The sequence below is a fragment of the Kitasatospora sp. NPDC005748 genome (genome assembly GCF_040630735.1).
In the GTDB taxonomy this organism is placed as follows: Bacteria; Actinomycetota; Actinomycetes; order Streptomycetales; family Streptomycetaceae; genus Kitasatospora.
In genome coordinates this window covers 88,599-102,304 of the sequence record NZ_JBEXYD010000023.1, presented here as the reverse complement: position 1 = coordinate 102,304, position 13,706 = coordinate 88,599, and the positions used below count along the sequence as shown (strand labels likewise).

Genomic DNA, 13,706 nt, shown 5'->3' with positions numbered 1-13,706 from the left:
GCGAAACCACCGCACCCACCGGCTACGACCTCCCCACCGACCCCGTCTTCGGCCCCCTCGTCCTCACCCCCCAGAACGCCACCACCGGCGTCCAGGTGACGGCCCGCGACTGCCCCTCGTCGACGCCGCCGCCGGACGGCTCGATCGAGCTGACCAAGCGGGACGCCAAGACCGGCGAACCGCTGGGCGGCGCGCAGTTCCAGCTCTGGCGGGAGACCAACGGAGTCGCCGGCCTGCAGACCGGCGGAGCGAACCCGGACACCCGCACGGGCCCGGGCTGCACCACCTCGGCCGAGGGCGGCTGCGCCTTCACGCACCTGCCGGCCGGCCAGTACTACCTCCGGGAGACCGCCGCGCCCGACGGCTACCAGCTCCCGCACGACCCGGTGACCGGCCCGTACCGGGTGGACGCCGATGACTGCGTCACCGTGGACCTCACCAACAAGCGGCACCACCACGACGACGACTGCTAGCCGAACGACTGCCGCCCCCCGCCCCCCGGGCGCGGCGCCCGGTACGCCGGACCCGCCGGAGCACCCTCTGCTCCGGCGGGTCCGGCGCGTCCGGGCCGGCCCGCCACGTCCGGGTGCCGGGGCCCGGACGGAGCAGCGCACACGGCGCCCCGGCCGCGCCGCGGGTACGTTCGCGGTGTGCAGCAGAGGTCACACCATGTCAGAGGACCGGCCGCGGCCGGTGCCGTCGCCGCCGCGCTGGTGCTCGCCACCGCGGCGTCCGCGGCCGTCGCGCAGGACGCGACCACCGTGGTCGGCGGCGAGCGGCTGGGCCGCCCCGCCGTCCAGGTGGCCCCGCTGGCCGGGGCGCCCGCGCTGCCGGTCGAACTCACCGGCCGGTCCTGGCTGGTCGCCGACGCGACCACCGGTGACGTCCTGGCCGCCCGCAACGCCCATCTGCCGCTGCCGCCCGCGAGCACCCTGAAGATGCTCTTCGCGGACACCGTGCTGCCCAAGCTGGACCGCTCCCTGGAGCACAAGGTCGCCCCGGCCGAGCTGGCCAACCTGGGCGTGGGCAGCAGCCTGGTCGGCATCAAGGAGAACCTGCCCTACCGGGTGGAGGACCTCTGGCGGGGCGTCTTCCTCAGCTCCGGCAACGACGCGGTGCACGTCCTGGCCCACATGAACGGCGGCCTCGCCCGGACCGTGGCCCAGATGCAGGACCGCGCGGTGGCCCTCCAGGCCCGCGACACCCACGTGGTCTCGCCCGAGGGCTACGACCAGGAGGGGCAGGTCTCCTCGGCCTACGACCTGACGCTGTTCGCCCGGGCCGGGCTGCGCAACCAGGACTTCCGCTCCTACTGCTCCACCCGCACCGCGCGCTTCCCCGGCGGGGTGGACAAGACGACCGGTCAGCGCACCGCCTTCGACATCGCCAACACCGACCGGCTGCTCGGCAAGTACCCGGGCCTGATCGGGGTGAAGAACGGCTACACCACCGGCGCCGGTGCCACCTTCACCGGCGCCGCCGAACGCGGCGGCCGCACCCTGCTGGTGACGGTGATGCACCCGGAGTCGCAGACCAAGGTGTACGACGAGGCGGCGAGCCTGCTCGACTGGGGCTTCGCCGCGGCGGGCCGGGTGGAACCGGTCGGCCACCTGGTGGACGAGCCGGCCGCCGCCGCCGAGGCCCCCACCGAGGCCCCCGCGACGGGCGTCGTGCCGCACGCGATCCAGCAGGCCCACCACGCGCTCGGCCCGGCCGGGTGGACGGCGCTCGTGCTCGGCGGGGCGCTGGCGCTGTGGGCGGCGGGCCGGACCCGGGCCCGGCGACTGCGGCTGCGCCCGGCTGCCGCCGAGGCCGCCGCCGCCCCGCTCGCGTTCGCCCGGACGGGTGCCACCGCGCTGGGCGGCTCGACGGCGGTGGGCGGTCGCGGCCGCCGGCGGGCGGCCCGCGCCCTGCGGTCGACGGTGCGGTCGACCCGTCGGCGGCTGCACAACCACCGGGCCTGACTCCCCGGCGGCCACCGCGCCGCCGACCGCGGCCGTTCGGACCGCGTCGTCCGTCGGGCGGTGCTCCGCCGGCCCGGCGTGCGGCCGGGCGCCGCCCGCACACCACCGATGGAACGGAGCCTGCGATGACCGACCTGCCCTTCGACGACACCACGGACTTCGAGGACGCCGACCGGGGTTTCCTCGGCGCGCTGGTGCCCGCCGTGGTCCGGGCCGCCGACGGGCGGGTGGTCTGGGACAACGACGCGTACGGCTTCCTCGCCGCCGACTGCCCGGACACCGCCCGTCCGAGCCTCTGGCGCCAGGCCCGGCTCTGTGCCCGGCAGGGGCTCTACGAGGTGGCCGAGCGGGTCTACCAGGTGCGCGGCCTCGACCTGTCCAACATGACGCTGGTCGAGGGCGAGCGCGGGGTGATCGTGATCGACCCCTTGATCTCCGCCGAGACGGCCGCCGCCGCCCTCGCGCTCTACCGGGAGCACCGCGGTGACCGGGCCGTCACCGGCCTCGTCTACACCCACTCGCACGGCGACCACTTCGGCGGCGCCCGCGGCGTCCTGCCGCCGGGCAGTGAGGAGGGCGTCCCGGTCATCGCGCCCGCCGGCTTCCTGGAGCACGCCGTCAGCGAGAACGTCTACGCGGGCAACGCGATGACCCGGCGGGCCATGTTCATGTACGGCGACCGGCTGCCGAAGGCCCCCGACGGGCAGATCGGCGCCGGCCTCGGCATGACCACCTCCACCGGCACCATCACGCTCGTCCCGCCGACGGTGGACGTCACCCGCACCGGCCAGGAGGAGACCGTCGACGGCGTGCGGATCGTCTTCCAGCTCACCCCGGGCACCGAGGCCCCGGCCGAGATGAACTTCCTCTTCCCCGACCTGCGGGCACTCTGCCTGGCCGAGAACGCCACCCACACCATGCACAACATCCTGACGCTGCGCGGCGCGGTGGTCCGCGACGCCCGGATCTGGGCCCGCTACCTGGACGAGGCGATCGAGTACTTCCACGGCCGGTACGACGTCGCGTTCGCCTCGCACCACTGGCCGACCTGGGGCCACGACAACGTGGTCGCCTTCCTCTCCGAGCAGCGCGACCTCTACGCGTACCTGCACGACCAGACCCTGCGCCGGCTCAACGACGGGCTCACCGGGACGGAGATCGCCGAGGAGCTGCGGCTGCCGCCCGCGCTGGAGCGGCGCTGGCACGCGCGCGGCTACTACGGCTCGCTGAACCACAACGTCAAGGCCGTCTACCAGCGCTACCTCGGCTGGTTCGACGGCAACGTGGCGCACCTGTGGGAGCACCCGCCGGTGGCCCAGGCGCAGCGGTACGTCGAGGTGGCCGGCGGCGGCGACGCCGCACTGGCCAAGGCCCGGGGCTACGCCGACTCGGGGGACCTCCGCTTCGCGGCCACCCTGCTCAACCACGTGGTGTTCGCCGACCCGTCGAACCGGGCGGCCAGGGAAGCGCTGGCCGGCGTCTACCGGCAGCTCGGGCACGGCGCGGAGAACGGCCCCTGGCGCAACTTCTACCTGGCGGCCGCGGGCGAACTGCTGGACGGCCCCGGGACGGTCCTGCTCGACGCCACCAACCCCGGGATGACGGCGGCCCTGACCACCGCCATGCTGCTCGACTCGATCGCGATCCGGATCGACGGGCCGCGCGCCTGGGACGAGGCGCTGACCATCGACCTGGTGCTGACCGACGAGCGGCTGCGGTACCGGGTGACACTGCGGCACGGCGCCCTCACCCACCGGTCGTTCCCCGCCGGGGACGCGCCCCGGTCGCCGGCCGGGCTGACGCTCACCCTGACCAGGCCGCAGTTGCTCGGCCTGCTGGCCGGCCAGGCCCTCGACACCGTCCGGCACGAGGGCGACCCGGGGCTGCTGCCGCGGCTGTTCGCCCTCGTCACCACCCCGGAGCGGGCGTTTCCGGTGGTCACCCCCTGACGACGGCCACTCCCCCGGCCCACGGCGCGGCCTAGAATGCGGCCATGAGCGCCGCCACCCCCGACCCCGCCTCGCAGGACCGGCTCGCACGCCTGGTCCGGCTCTCCGCCGGGAACTACCTGCTGGTCACCACCTACAAGAAGGACGGCAGCACGGTACCGACCCCGGTCTGGGTGGTCCGCGACGGCGACGCGCTGGGCGTCTGGACCGTCGCCGACTCCTGGAAGGTCAAGCGGATCCGCAACCGCGCCGACGTCCTGGTCGGCCCGTGCGACGTCAAGGGCCGACCGACCGGCGAGCAGTACCCGGCCACCGCCGAGGTCCTCGGCCCCGAGCGGACCGCCGCCTACCGGACGCTGCTGCGGCAGAAGTACGGCCTGCTGGGTGTGCTCACCCTGCTCGGCAGCCGGGTGCGGCGCGGCGAGCGCGGCACGGTCGGCATCCGGATCACGCTGACGGACTGAGCGGCTCCGGCAGGGCCGGCCGGTCCTGCGCCCGGGCGCAGGTGTCCAGGACCACCCGGGCGACCAGCTCCGGGTCGTCGTTCATCGGCACGTGCCCGCAGCCCGACAGCCGGACCAGCCGGGCCGCCGGGAGTTCCCGCAGCGCGCGCACGCCCTGACGGCGCAGCAGGATGCGGTCCCGGCTGCCCCAGGCGACGGTGACCGGCACGTCGCCGGCGGCCCCGGTGAACCGCAGCCCGCGGCCGGCCGCGAGGGTGGGGCCGAAGCCGGTCGCCTCGCGCAGCGCCCTGGTCTCGGCGACGGCGGCGGCGGGCTCCCGGCGGCCGGGGCGGGCGTAGATGGAGCTGACCAGGAGCGCGCGGCCGGCCGCGGAGCGGGCGATCCGGCCCACGGCGGGCGGCGGCAGCAGCCGCGCTCCGAGCCGCATCCCGCCCAGCACCGCGTAGGCGTAGCGGCGTTCGGCCTCGGTCCAGAACCCGGCCGGGGCGAGCGCCGTCACCGAGCGGGCCAGGCCGGCCCGGCCGAGGCCGAGGGCGAGCAGTCCGCCGAGGGAGTTCCCGGCGACGTGCGGGCGTTCGATCCCGAGTTCGGCGCAGAGCCTGCCGAGTACCGGCACCACCGCCTCCAGCCCGTACGGCACGCCCGGCGGCAGGGCGGGCGAGGCGCCGAAGCCCGGCAGGTCGACGGCGATCACCTCGTGCCGCTCGGCCAGCGCGGGCAGCACGGGCTCCCAGGCCTGCCAGTGGTGGCCCACGCCGTGCAGCAGCAGGAGCGGGCTGCCGGACCCGAGCCGCTGGTAGCGGACGGTCACCTCCCCCGGTCCGTGCGGGGCGGGCAGCGCGAAGGTGACGTCGGCGGGCATGCGGCTCCTCTGCTGGACGCGATGTCAGCAAGGATTACCGACGAGTAGCCCGCCCGGCAAGAGGTGCGCCCTGCCGGCCGCTCAGTACCGGACGGCCCTGACCACCACCGGCAGCAGCGTCTCCTCCGCCGGCCGGCGGCTGAACGCGACCGGGGAGGCCTGCGCCCCGACGGCGAGGTGCTCCGCGCCGACGATCGAACTGTCCACGGTCTTCCCGCTGGTGTCGGTGAAGTCGACCTGCACCGCGTACGAGGCGGTGTTCACCCCGTCGTTGGTGATGGTGACCACGACGGCGTGCAGCCCACCGGTCTGCGCCCGCGGCACCCCGGTGATGGTGACGTCGCCCAGCGCGTTGCCGCCGTTCTCCAGCGTGCCCAGCGCGGCCGCCGCGTTCTGCCGCGCCTGCTCGCCCTGTGCCGAGGCGGAGGCCGCGAACGAGGCGGCGGCGGCCGAGCCGGACTCGGCGGCCGCCGACGCCGACGCGAGCGCCGACTCCGCGGTCGAGGCCAGCGCGGACGGCGGCTCCCCCGAGAACGACGACGGGTTGGGCGCCGTACTCAGCGTCGAGGCCTCCGAGCGGGTGACCGACGGATTGGTCGACGAACTGCTGCACGCGGCCAGCACCGCGGCCCCGGTCAGCGCGGCCACCAGCGCCACGGCCCGCGGCCCGGACCACCCCCGGCGAGCACCCTCGGCAGGACGGTTCGGGAAGCTATGGAGTTCACGCACCGGAGTTCCCTCTTCTGATCGGCGTCCAGCGGCCGACGACCGCTCCGTCCCCATGCTTCGCAACGACCGCCCCCGCCGCGAAACCTGCTCCCCCGTTCGGGTACCCCCGGCCTCCACCGACACCGTCGCCGGCGGCGGCCGGCGCTCCTGTTTCCGGCTCGACACCCCGCTGATGGACGGCGGCCCCGGCGCGGTCCCGGGGTGAGGGCCGGGGTGATGGTTCGGGCGTGGTGTTCCGGGGTGATGTGGGGGTGGTGGGAACCGGTGGGGGTGGCGGGCCGACTGGTGGGGGGTGAGTGAGATGACGCCGGGTGGCCGGCCGTGGAGTGTGGTGGCGGGGTTCGCCCTGCTGTTGGTGGTGGTGTTGGTGGCGGCGTTCGCGCTGGGGCGCGGGTCCGGGCCGGTGTCGCCGGGGCTGACGCCCGGGAGCGGCGGGGGCGGGGGCGCGCCGGGGATGAGCGGGCACGACATGGGGGCGGGCCGGTGAGCGCCGTCGCGGACGCGCCGGCCGGGGCGCCGGTCAGCACCGACCTGACGGTCGGCGGGATGACCTGCGCGGCCTGCGTCGGCCGGGTGGAGCGGACGCTGGCGCGGATCGACGGGGTCACGGCCGGCGTCAATCTCGCCACCGGGCGGGCGCGGGTGCTGCACCCGGCCGGGGTGGCCGTCGGGGACTTGGTCGCCGCGGTCGAGCGGGCCGGGTTCACGGCCGCGCCGGCCGGGGCCGGGCAGCCGCCGGTGGACCGCGCCGAGGAGCCCGCGGAGCGGTGGCGACTGCTGGTGACCGCGCTGGCGGCGGTGCCGGTGGTGGTGCTGTCGATGGTGCCGACGCTGCAGTTCCCGGCCTGGCAGTGGGTGTGCTTCGCGCTGGCCGTCCCGGTGGTGACGTGGGGGTCGGCCGGCTTCCACCGGCGGGCCCGGCAGGGGCTGCGGCACGGCACGGCGACCATGGACACGCTCGTCAGCCTCGGCGTGGTGGCGTCCTTCGGCTGGTCCGCGTACGCGCTGGTGTTCGGCGGGGCGGGCGGGCTCGGCATGCGGATGCCGTTCTCGCTGACCGCCGACGGCGGGGGCGGCGCGCACGTCTATCTGGAGGCGGCCGTCGGGGTGCCGCTGTTCGTGCTGGCGGGCCGGCTGCTGGAGGGCAGGGTGCGGCGGCGCACCGGTTCGGCGCTGCGGGCGCTGGCCGAGCTGGGGGCCAAGGAGGTGTGCGTCCGGGATCCGCGGTCCGGGCAGGAGCGGCTGATCCCGATCGAACAGCTGCTGCCCGGCGGGGTGTTCGTGGTCCGCCCGGGCGAGCGGGTGGCCACCGACGGGGTGGTGGTGGAGGGCGGCTCGGCGCTGGACCTCAGTCTGCTCACCGGCGAGAGCGCGCCGGTGGAGGTCGGCCCCGGCGATGCCGTGGCGGGTGCCACGGTGAACGTCGGCGGCGCGCTGGTGGTCCGGGCCACGGCCGTCGGTGCGGACACCCAACTGGCCCGGATCACCGCCCTGGTGGCGGACGCGCAGGCCGGCAAGGCGCGGGCGCAGCGGCTCGCGGACGCGGTGGCCGGGGTGTTCGTGCCGTGCGTCCTGGCGGTGGCGGTCGCGGTGCTCGGCTTCTGGCTGGGGGCGGGCGCCGATCCGCAGGCGGCGGTGACGGCCGCGGTCGCGGTCCTGGTGGTGGCCTGTCCGTGCGCGCTGGGCCTGGCCACGCCGACCGCACTGCTGGCGGCGACCGGCCGGGGCGCGGAGCTGGGCGTCCTGGTGCGCGGGCCGGAGGTGCTGGAGAGCCTGCGCCGGATCGACACCGTGGTCCTGGACAAGACCGGGACGCTCACGACCGGGCGCACCGAGCTCGGTGAACTCACCGTCGTGCCCGGGGTGGAGGCGGACGAGGTGTTGCGGCTCGCGGGCGCGGTCGAGCAACGCTCCGAGCACCCCGTGGGCCGGGCCGTCCTGTCGGCGGCCCGGGCGCGCTGCGGGTCGCTGCCGGCGGTGGCGGCCTTCGCGGCCACCGCCGGGGTCGGTGTCACGGGCAGCGTCGAGGGGCGGGCCGTCCGGGTGGTTCGGCCGGAGGACTCATCGGCGGAGCTGCCCGCCGTCCTGGCCGGAGCGCGGGACCGGGCCGGGGCGGCCGGCCGGACACCGGTCCTGGTGGAACTGGACGGCCGTGCGGTGGCCCTGCTCGCGGTCGGGGACACCCTGCGCTCCGGCAGCTGGCGAGCGCTGCACCGGCTGCGCGCGCTGGGGTTGGAGACCGTCCTGCTGACCGGGGACGGCCCGGGGGCGGCCCGGGCGGTGGCCGCCGAGCTGGGCATCGAGCGGGTGCACTGCTCGGCCTCTCCGGCGCGCAAGGCCGAAGTGGTCGCCGAGTTGCGGGCCGCCGGGCGGACCACGGCGGTGGTCGGCGACGGGGTCAACGACGCCGTCGCGCTGGCCTCGGCGGACCTCGGGGTGGCGCTCGCCTCGGGCAGTGACGCCGCGATCGGGGCGGCCGGGCTCACCCTGGTGCGGGGCGACATCGAGGCGGTGGTGGACGCCGTCCGGCTGGCCCGGCGGACGCTGGCCACCATCCGGGTCAATCTGCTCTGGGCGTTCGGCTACAACCTGGTGCTGATCCCGCTGGCGGCGGTCGGACTGCTGAACCCGATGCTGGCGGCGGTGGCGATGTCGCTGAGTTCGCTGCTCGTGGTGGGCAACAGCCTGCGGCTGCGGACGTGGCAGCCGGGGCGCGGCGCGGGCCGTCCGGGCGGCGGGCCGCGCCGGGGCGCCGCGGGGGTGGCCGGGTGAGCGCCCGGTCCGGCGGCCGGAGGGCCGCACGGCTGCGGGTGGTCGGGCCGCCGGTGGCCGCGGCTGCGGTGGCGCTGGCCCTGCTCGCCGGCTGGACGGCGGTCGGCGGGGCCGGGCGCCAGCGGCCGGTGGAGGCGGGCCCGGGCTGGGTGCTGCTGCCGGCGACCAGCGGGGCGAGCGCCACGGCGGCGTTCTTCACCGTCCGCAACCCGGGCGACATACCCGACGAACTCACCGGTGCGAGCTGGGAGTTCGGCGGCCGGATCACGCTGAAGCGGCATCGGCACGAGGGCGCGGCGGGCCGCTGGGAGCCGGCCGCCGTGCTGCCCGTGCCGGAGCGCGGCGAGCTGGCGATGGCGCCGGAGGACGCCGACCTGATGATCGTCGACCCGCCGGAGCTGCGGGCGGGGCAGTGGGTGGAGTTCACCCTCAGCTTCCGCCACAGTCCGGACCTGCGGGTGCGGGCCGAGGTCGTACCGCCCGGTGGGCGGCGCGCGGGCTGAGCCCGGGCGGCGGGCTGAGTCAGGCGACGGACCGGGGCCGGGCGGCGGGCTGAGAGCAGGCGACGGGCCGGGGCCGGGCGGCGGGCTGAGAGCAGGCGACGGGCCGGGGCCGGGCGGCGGGCGGGCCGCCCGGCCGGGCCCTCACGGGTGCGGCACCACCGCGACGGGGGCGTCCGCGTACGGGAGGACGGCGCTGGTGACCGGGCCGAGCCGCCGGCCGAGGTCGTACGGGCGGTGGCGCCGGCCGACCACCACGAGGTCGGCCGCCCCGGAGACCGCCACCAGGGTGCGGGCGGCGCCGAGCCCGACCTGCTCGACGAGTTCCGTGCCCGGGCGGCGCTCGCGCCACTCGGCGAGGGCGAGCGAGAGCTCCTTCGCCTCCAGTGCTTCGAGTTCCGCGAGTTCGGGCTGGGACGGGACGACGCCCACGGTCGCGAACGCGGCCGGCAGCTCCCAGCCGTGGACGGCCCGCACGCGGGCGCCGCGCAGCTCCGCCGCGTCGAACGCGAAGGCCAGCAGGGCTTCGTCCACCGCCCGGGTGTCGACGCCGACGACGACCTCGGGCACCTCGGGCGGCCCGCCGTTCGCGGCCGGCGGCCGGACCACGACCACCGGTGACGCGCTGCGGGCGACCGTCGCCGTGCTCACCGAGCCGAGCAGCAGCCCGGCGAAGCCGCCGAGTCCGCGCGAGCCGAGGACCAGCAGGCCCGCGTCGGCGCTCTCGGCGACCAGACCGTCCTCCGCGCCGTCGAGCACCACGTCGGCGTGCACGGCCAGGCCGCGGTGGCGGCGGCGGATCGCCTCGGCGGCGCCCTGCACCACCTGCTGGGCGGCGGCGGGCGGCGCCTCGGCGGTGGCGAACCCGGCCCGGCCGTCGGTCAGCCAGGGCCAGGCGTGCACCAGGCGCAGCGGGACGCCCCGGCGCAGCGCCTCCTCGGCGGCCCAGTGGGCGGCGGCGGTGCTCGCGGGCGAGCCGTCGACTCCGGCCAGAACGGGTGGCGTCATCGGTCTTCCTTCCGTTGCGGATCACGGACCACTGCGGCCGGGGGCGGTGCGTCCTGACCCGCCGTCGACTCCCCCACCCTCGTCCCGGGAGCGGCCCCGGTGCCAGGGACCGGCGGGCCCCGGCACCGGGGCCGGAAGTCCCGCCGGGTGTGTACACGACGGACCCCGGCGTCCCGGGCGGGTGTGCACGGGCACTACCGTGAAATCCGACAATCCTCCCGGTCGCTCGACCGGGGACGGCACAGCTGGAACGGGACCCTGAGGAGGACGCCGGTGGGCGGCGCGGACGGTACGCGGACAGGCGCCGGCCCTTCGGCGGACAGGTCGCCCGGCGGCGGCGCGGGCGCCCGCGCGCGGATGCCGCACCTGCGCCTGGACGAGCTGCTGGAGGAGCTCCAATGGCGGATCGACGCGGCGCGCGGCACCCGGGACCGGGTGCACAGCCTGCTGGAGGCGGTGCTGGCGGTCGGCCGCGAACTCGACCTCTCCCAGGCGCTGCACCGGATCGTGGCGGCCGCCGCCGACCTGGTAGACGCCCGGTACGCGGCGCTCGGCGTGATCGGCGCCGACGGCCACACCCTCTCGCAGTTCCTCACGGTCGGCCTGACGGAGCAGGAGATCGCGGCGATCGGCCCGCTGCCGGCCGGCCACGGGATCCTCGGCGAGCTGATCCGCCACCCGGAGCCGCTGCGCTGCCCGGTGCTCTCCGAGCACCCGGCCTCGGTCGGCTTCCCCGCCCACCACCCGCCGATGCACACCTTCCTCGGGGTACCGGTGCGGGTGCGCGGCGAGGTGTTCGGCAACCTGTACCTCACCGACAAGCGCGGCGGCGTGGACTTCGACGCCGACGACGAGGCGGTCATCTCCACCCTGGCGGTGGCCGCCGGGGTGGCCATCGACAACGCCCGGCTGTACGAGGAGGCGCAGCGCCAGCAGCGCTGGCTGCGGGCGAGCGCCGAGATCACCCGGAGCCTGCTGTCGGGCGCGCCCCGGCTCGCCGTGGTGGAGCTGATCGCGCGCCGGGCCCGGGAGATCGCCGGCGCGGAGCTGGCGGACGTCTCGGTCGCGCTGGCCGAGCCCGGCGAGCGGGCCGGCGAGCTCACCGTGGAGGTGGCGCTGGGCCGTGAGCCGGGCGCCCGGCTCGGGGTGACGGTCCCCGTCGACGGCACGCTCTCCGGCGCCGCGTACGCCTCCGGCTCGCCGGTGACCAGTGAGGGGCTGGCGGTCGACGCCCGGTTCGCGGCCGGGCCGCCCGGGCGCTTCGACGGCCTCGGCCCGGCGGTGGCGGTGCCGCTGGGCACCGGGCCCGGGTACGGCCGGGGCGTGCTGCTGCTGGCCCGGGAGTGCGGGCGGCCGCCGTTCACCGCCGAGGAGACCGGCCCACTGCTGGGCTTCGCCGACCAGGCGGCACTCGCCCTGGAGCTGGCCGAACGCCGCCGGGACGCCGAGCAGTTGACGCTGCTGGAGGACCGTGACCGGATCGCCCGGGACCTGCACGACCTGGCCATCCAGCGGCTCTTCGCCACCGGGATGACGCTGCAGAGCGCGGGCCGGCTGATCGAGAGCCCGGGCGCGGCCGACCGGGTCGGCCGCGCGGTCGCGGACCTGGACGAGACGATCAAGATCATCCGCTCGACGATCTTCGGACTGCGCGCCCACGGGGAACCCGACCGGAGCCTGCGGGCCCGCGCGACCCGGGCCGTCGGCGACGCGCAGACCACCCTGGGCTTCGCGCCGCGGCTCAGCATGGAGGGCCTGCTGGACACCGACGTGCCGCAGGAGCTGGCCGAGCACGTGCTGGCCGTCCTCGGCGAGTCGCTCAGCAACGCGGCCCGGCACGCCCGGGCGAGCCGGGTGGAGGTCGCGCTGCGGGCGCTCGGCGGGCGGGTGACGCTCACCGTCACGGACGACGGGGTGGGCGTACCGGCGGGCGGGCGGCGCAGCGGCCTGCGCAACCTGGCCGAGCGGGCGGAACGGGCCGGTGGGAGCTTCGCCCTGCGGGAGGCGGAGGGCGGCGGCACCCGGGTGGTCTGGGAGGCCCCGCTGGGGGTCTGACGGGCCGGTCCGTATACCGCCGGGCGGCGGGGCCTCAGCCCTCGGTGGTCAGCCGCCGGCCCACCACCAGCTCCGGACCGACCCGGATCAGCACCCGCCCCCGGTCCGTGTGCCGGTCCGGTGCGTCGCCCGGGGCCGGGGCCGTCGCCGGGGCCGGGCGCACCTCCGCACGGCCGAGGACGGTGACGCACCAGCCGGTGCCGTCGGTGCCGTCCCACTCGTCGGCCTCGAAGGCGACCACCGCGCCGTCCACCGCCCGGGCCAGCTCGGAGCCGGCCCGGGCGGACAGCAGCACGCCGCCGGCCGCGTCCAGCCGGAAGTGCACCGGGAGCACGGCGGGCAGCGCGCCGACGGTGTAGACCACCCGGCCGACCGCCGCCCCGGCCAGCAGCTCCAGCGCCCTGGTCCGGTCGAGCTCCGGCGGGCCGGGCGGCCGCCGACCCTCCGGTTCCACCTGCACGGACGGCGCGGACGGCGCTTGAGGATCGGGGTTCATACCAGCGATGCTCACCCGCCGGACGGGGCCCGGGCGAGGGCCGATGGTCCCGCCGCGGGTCCCACCTTCCCGAAGCGCGGGGCTATCCCCGCCCGCTGCCGAGGGTGCGCGGGTAGGCCGGCTGGGCGGCGGCGGACTGGCGCAGCTCGGTGGCGATCAGCGCGGCCTGGACGCGCCGCTCCACGCCGAGCTTGGCCAGCAGCCGGGAGACGTGGTTCTTCACCGTCTTCTCGGCGAGGTAGAGGCGCTCGCCGATCTGCCGGTTGGTCAGGCCCTCGCCGATCAGCGCCAGTACCTCCTGCTCGCGCCCGGTCAGCTCCGGCCCGGTGGCGGCGGGCGGCGGCGGGGCCGCGTCGTTGCGCAGCCGGTTGAGCAGCCGGGTGGCGGCGCCCGGGTCGAGCATCGACCGGCCGGAGGCGACCGTACGGACGGCGGTGACCAGGTCGGTGCCGCTGATCTGCTTCAGCACGTAGCCGGCCGCGCCCGCCATCACGGCGTCGAGGAGCGCCTCCTCGTCGTCGAAGGAGGTGAGCATCAGGCAGGCCAGGTCGGGCATCCGGGAGCGCAGTTCGCGGCAGACGGACACCCCGTCACCGTCGCCGAGGCGGACGTCCAGGACGGCGACGTCGGGGCGCAGGGCGGGGACGCGGACGAGGGCCTGCGCGGCGGTGGCGGCCTCGCCGACCACCTCCAGGTCGGGTTCGCAGTCCAGCAGGTCGTGGACGCCGCGGCGCACCACCTCGTGGTCGTCCAGCAGGAACACCCTGACCGGTGCCGGGGTGTCGGTACCGGCCGTCTCGCTCGCCATCTCGCGGCTCCACCTTCCTCGCGCCCGGCACACTGCCGCGGGCCCACCGCATCATCGCCGACCGGAGGGTGCCGGCCCAGGGCCCAAGGACCCCATTCG

General features: G+C 76.9%; 12 protein-coding genes. 7 read left to right on the top strand and 5 right to left on the bottom strand.

The window, feature by feature from the left end; genetic code table 11:
• From ABZ495_RS18890 to ABZ495_RS18875, 4 genes are all read left to right on the top strand, one after another.
• The coding region (locus tag ABZ495_RS18890) for a prealbumin-like fold domain-containing protein (protein WP_359836971.1) at positions 1-473 on the top strand (473 nt) is incomplete at its 5' end.
• Positions 474-710: 237 nt separating this feature from the next.
• Positions 711-1,964 carry a D-alanyl-D-alanine carboxypeptidase gene (locus ABZ495_RS18885; RefSeq protein WP_359836984.1) on the top strand — a complete coding sequence of 418 codons (1,254 nt, stop codon included), beginning with the start codon at positions 711-713 and terminating at the stop codon, positions 1,962-1,964.
• Between the two features lie 125 nt (positions 1,965-2,089).
• The gene (locus tag ABZ495_RS18880; RefSeq protein ID WP_359807469.1) at positions 2,090-3,913 is read left to right on the top strand and encodes an alkyl sulfatase dimerization domain-containing protein; all 1,824 of its coding nucleotides are present in this window, start codon (positions 2,090-2,092) and stop codon (positions 3,911-3,913) included.
• A 44-nt stretch (positions 3,914-3,957) separates the two neighbouring features.
• Complete coding sequence (locus ABZ495_RS18875; protein ID WP_359807468.1) at positions 3,958-4,377, top strand: PPOX class F420-dependent oxidoreductase; 420 nt, start codon at positions 3,958-3,960, stop codon at positions 4,375-4,377.
• Here the strand turns inward: ABZ495_RS18875 and ABZ495_RS18870 are convergent.
• Both ABZ495_RS18870 and ABZ495_RS18865 read right to left on the bottom strand, forming a co-directional pair.
• Entirely contained in the window at positions 4,361-5,239 is an 879-nt protein-coding gene (locus tag ABZ495_RS18870; RefSeq protein ID WP_359807466.1) for an alpha/beta hydrolase, read from the bottom strand. The genes ABZ495_RS18875 and ABZ495_RS18870 overlap by 17 nt on opposite strands.
• An 81-nt stretch (positions 5,240-5,320) precedes the next feature.
• A complete protein-coding gene (locus ABZ495_RS18865; RefSeq protein ID WP_359836969.1) occupies positions 5,321-5,968 on the bottom strand; it encodes a hypothetical protein in 648 nt (215 codons plus the stop codon).
• Positions 5,969-6,451: 483 nt separating this feature from the next.
• Between ABZ495_RS18865 and ABZ495_RS18860 the strand changes: the two genes are divergently transcribed.
• Together ABZ495_RS18860 and ABZ495_RS18855 are read left to right on the top strand one after the other, a co-directional pair.
• Entirely contained in the window at positions 6,452-8,740 is a 2,289-nt protein-coding gene (locus ABZ495_RS18860; RefSeq protein WP_359836967.1) for a heavy metal translocating P-type ATPase, read from the top strand.
• Complete coding sequence (locus tag ABZ495_RS18855; protein ID WP_329486115.1) at positions 8,737-9,243, top strand: copper chaperone PCu(A)C; 507 nt, start codon at positions 8,737-8,739, stop codon at positions 9,241-9,243. Before ABZ495_RS18860 ends, ABZ495_RS18855 begins: the two co-directional genes overlap by 4 nt.
• Positions 9,244-9,384: 141 nt before the next feature.
• Here the strand turns inward: ABZ495_RS18855 and ABZ495_RS18850 are convergent, their stop codons facing one another.
• Positions 9,385-10,248: a universal stress protein gene (locus tag ABZ495_RS18850; RefSeq protein ID WP_359807457.1), complete on the bottom strand. Its 864-nt coding sequence runs from the start codon at positions 10,246-10,248 to the stop codon at positions 9,385-9,387.
• A 357-nt stretch (positions 10,249-10,605) separates the two neighbouring features.
• Between ABZ495_RS18850 and ABZ495_RS18845 the strand changes: the two genes are divergently transcribed.
• On the top strand, positions 10,606-12,303 hold the full coding sequence (locus tag ABZ495_RS18845; RefSeq protein WP_359807455.1) for a GAF domain-containing sensor histidine kinase: 1,698 nt from the start codon (positions 10,606-10,608) through the stop codon (positions 12,301-12,303).
• A gap of 34 nt (positions 12,304-12,337) precedes the next feature.
• On the opposite strand, the gene ABZ495_RS18840 is transcribed toward ABZ495_RS18845, so the two are convergent.
• Together ABZ495_RS18840 and ABZ495_RS18835 are read right to left on the bottom strand one after the other, a co-directional pair.
• Positions 12,338-12,799 carry a pyridoxamine 5'-phosphate oxidase family protein gene (locus tag ABZ495_RS18840; RefSeq protein ID WP_359836965.1) on the bottom strand — a complete coding sequence of 154 codons (462 nt, stop codon included), beginning with the start codon at positions 12,797-12,799 and terminating at the stop codon, positions 12,338-12,340.
• Positions 12,800-12,881: 82 nt separating this feature from the next.
• The gene (locus ABZ495_RS18835) at positions 12,882-13,607 is read right to left on the bottom strand and encodes a response regulator transcription factor (RefSeq protein ID WP_359836963.1); all 726 of its coding nucleotides are present in this window, start codon (positions 13,605-13,607) and stop codon (positions 12,882-12,884) included.
• Positions 13,608-13,706: the final 99 nt, after the last annotated feature.

Bases quoted from the DNA above. Each gene is read 5' to 3' on its own strand.
- ABZ495_RS18880 (WP_359807469.1), top strand. From the start codon at position 2,090: ATGACCGACCTGCCCTTCGACGACACCACGGACTTCGAGGACGCCGAC.
- ABZ495_RS18875 (WP_359807468.1), top strand. From the start codon at position 3,958: ATGAGCGCCGCCACCCCCGACCCCGCCTCGCAGGACCGGCTCGCACGC.
- ABZ495_RS18870 (WP_359807466.1), bottom strand. From the start codon at position 5,239: ATGCCCGCCGACGTCACCTTCGCGCTGCCCGCCCCGCACGGACCGGGG.
- ABZ495_RS18850 (WP_359807457.1), bottom strand. From the start codon at position 10,248: ATGACGCCACCCGTTCTGGCCGGAGTCGACGGCTCGCCCGCGAGCACC.
- ABZ495_RS18845 (WP_359807455.1), top strand. From the start codon at position 10,606: ATGCCGCACCTGCGCCTGGACGAGCTGCTGGAGGAGCTCCAATGGCGG.
- ABZ495_RS18840 (WP_359836965.1), bottom strand. From the start codon at position 12,799: ATGAACCCCGATCCTCAAGCGCCGTCCGCGCCGTCCGTGCAGGTGGAA.
- ABZ495_RS18835 (WP_359836963.1), bottom strand. From the start codon at position 13,607: ATGGCGAGCGAGACGGCCGGTACCGACACCCCGGCACCGGTCAGGGTG.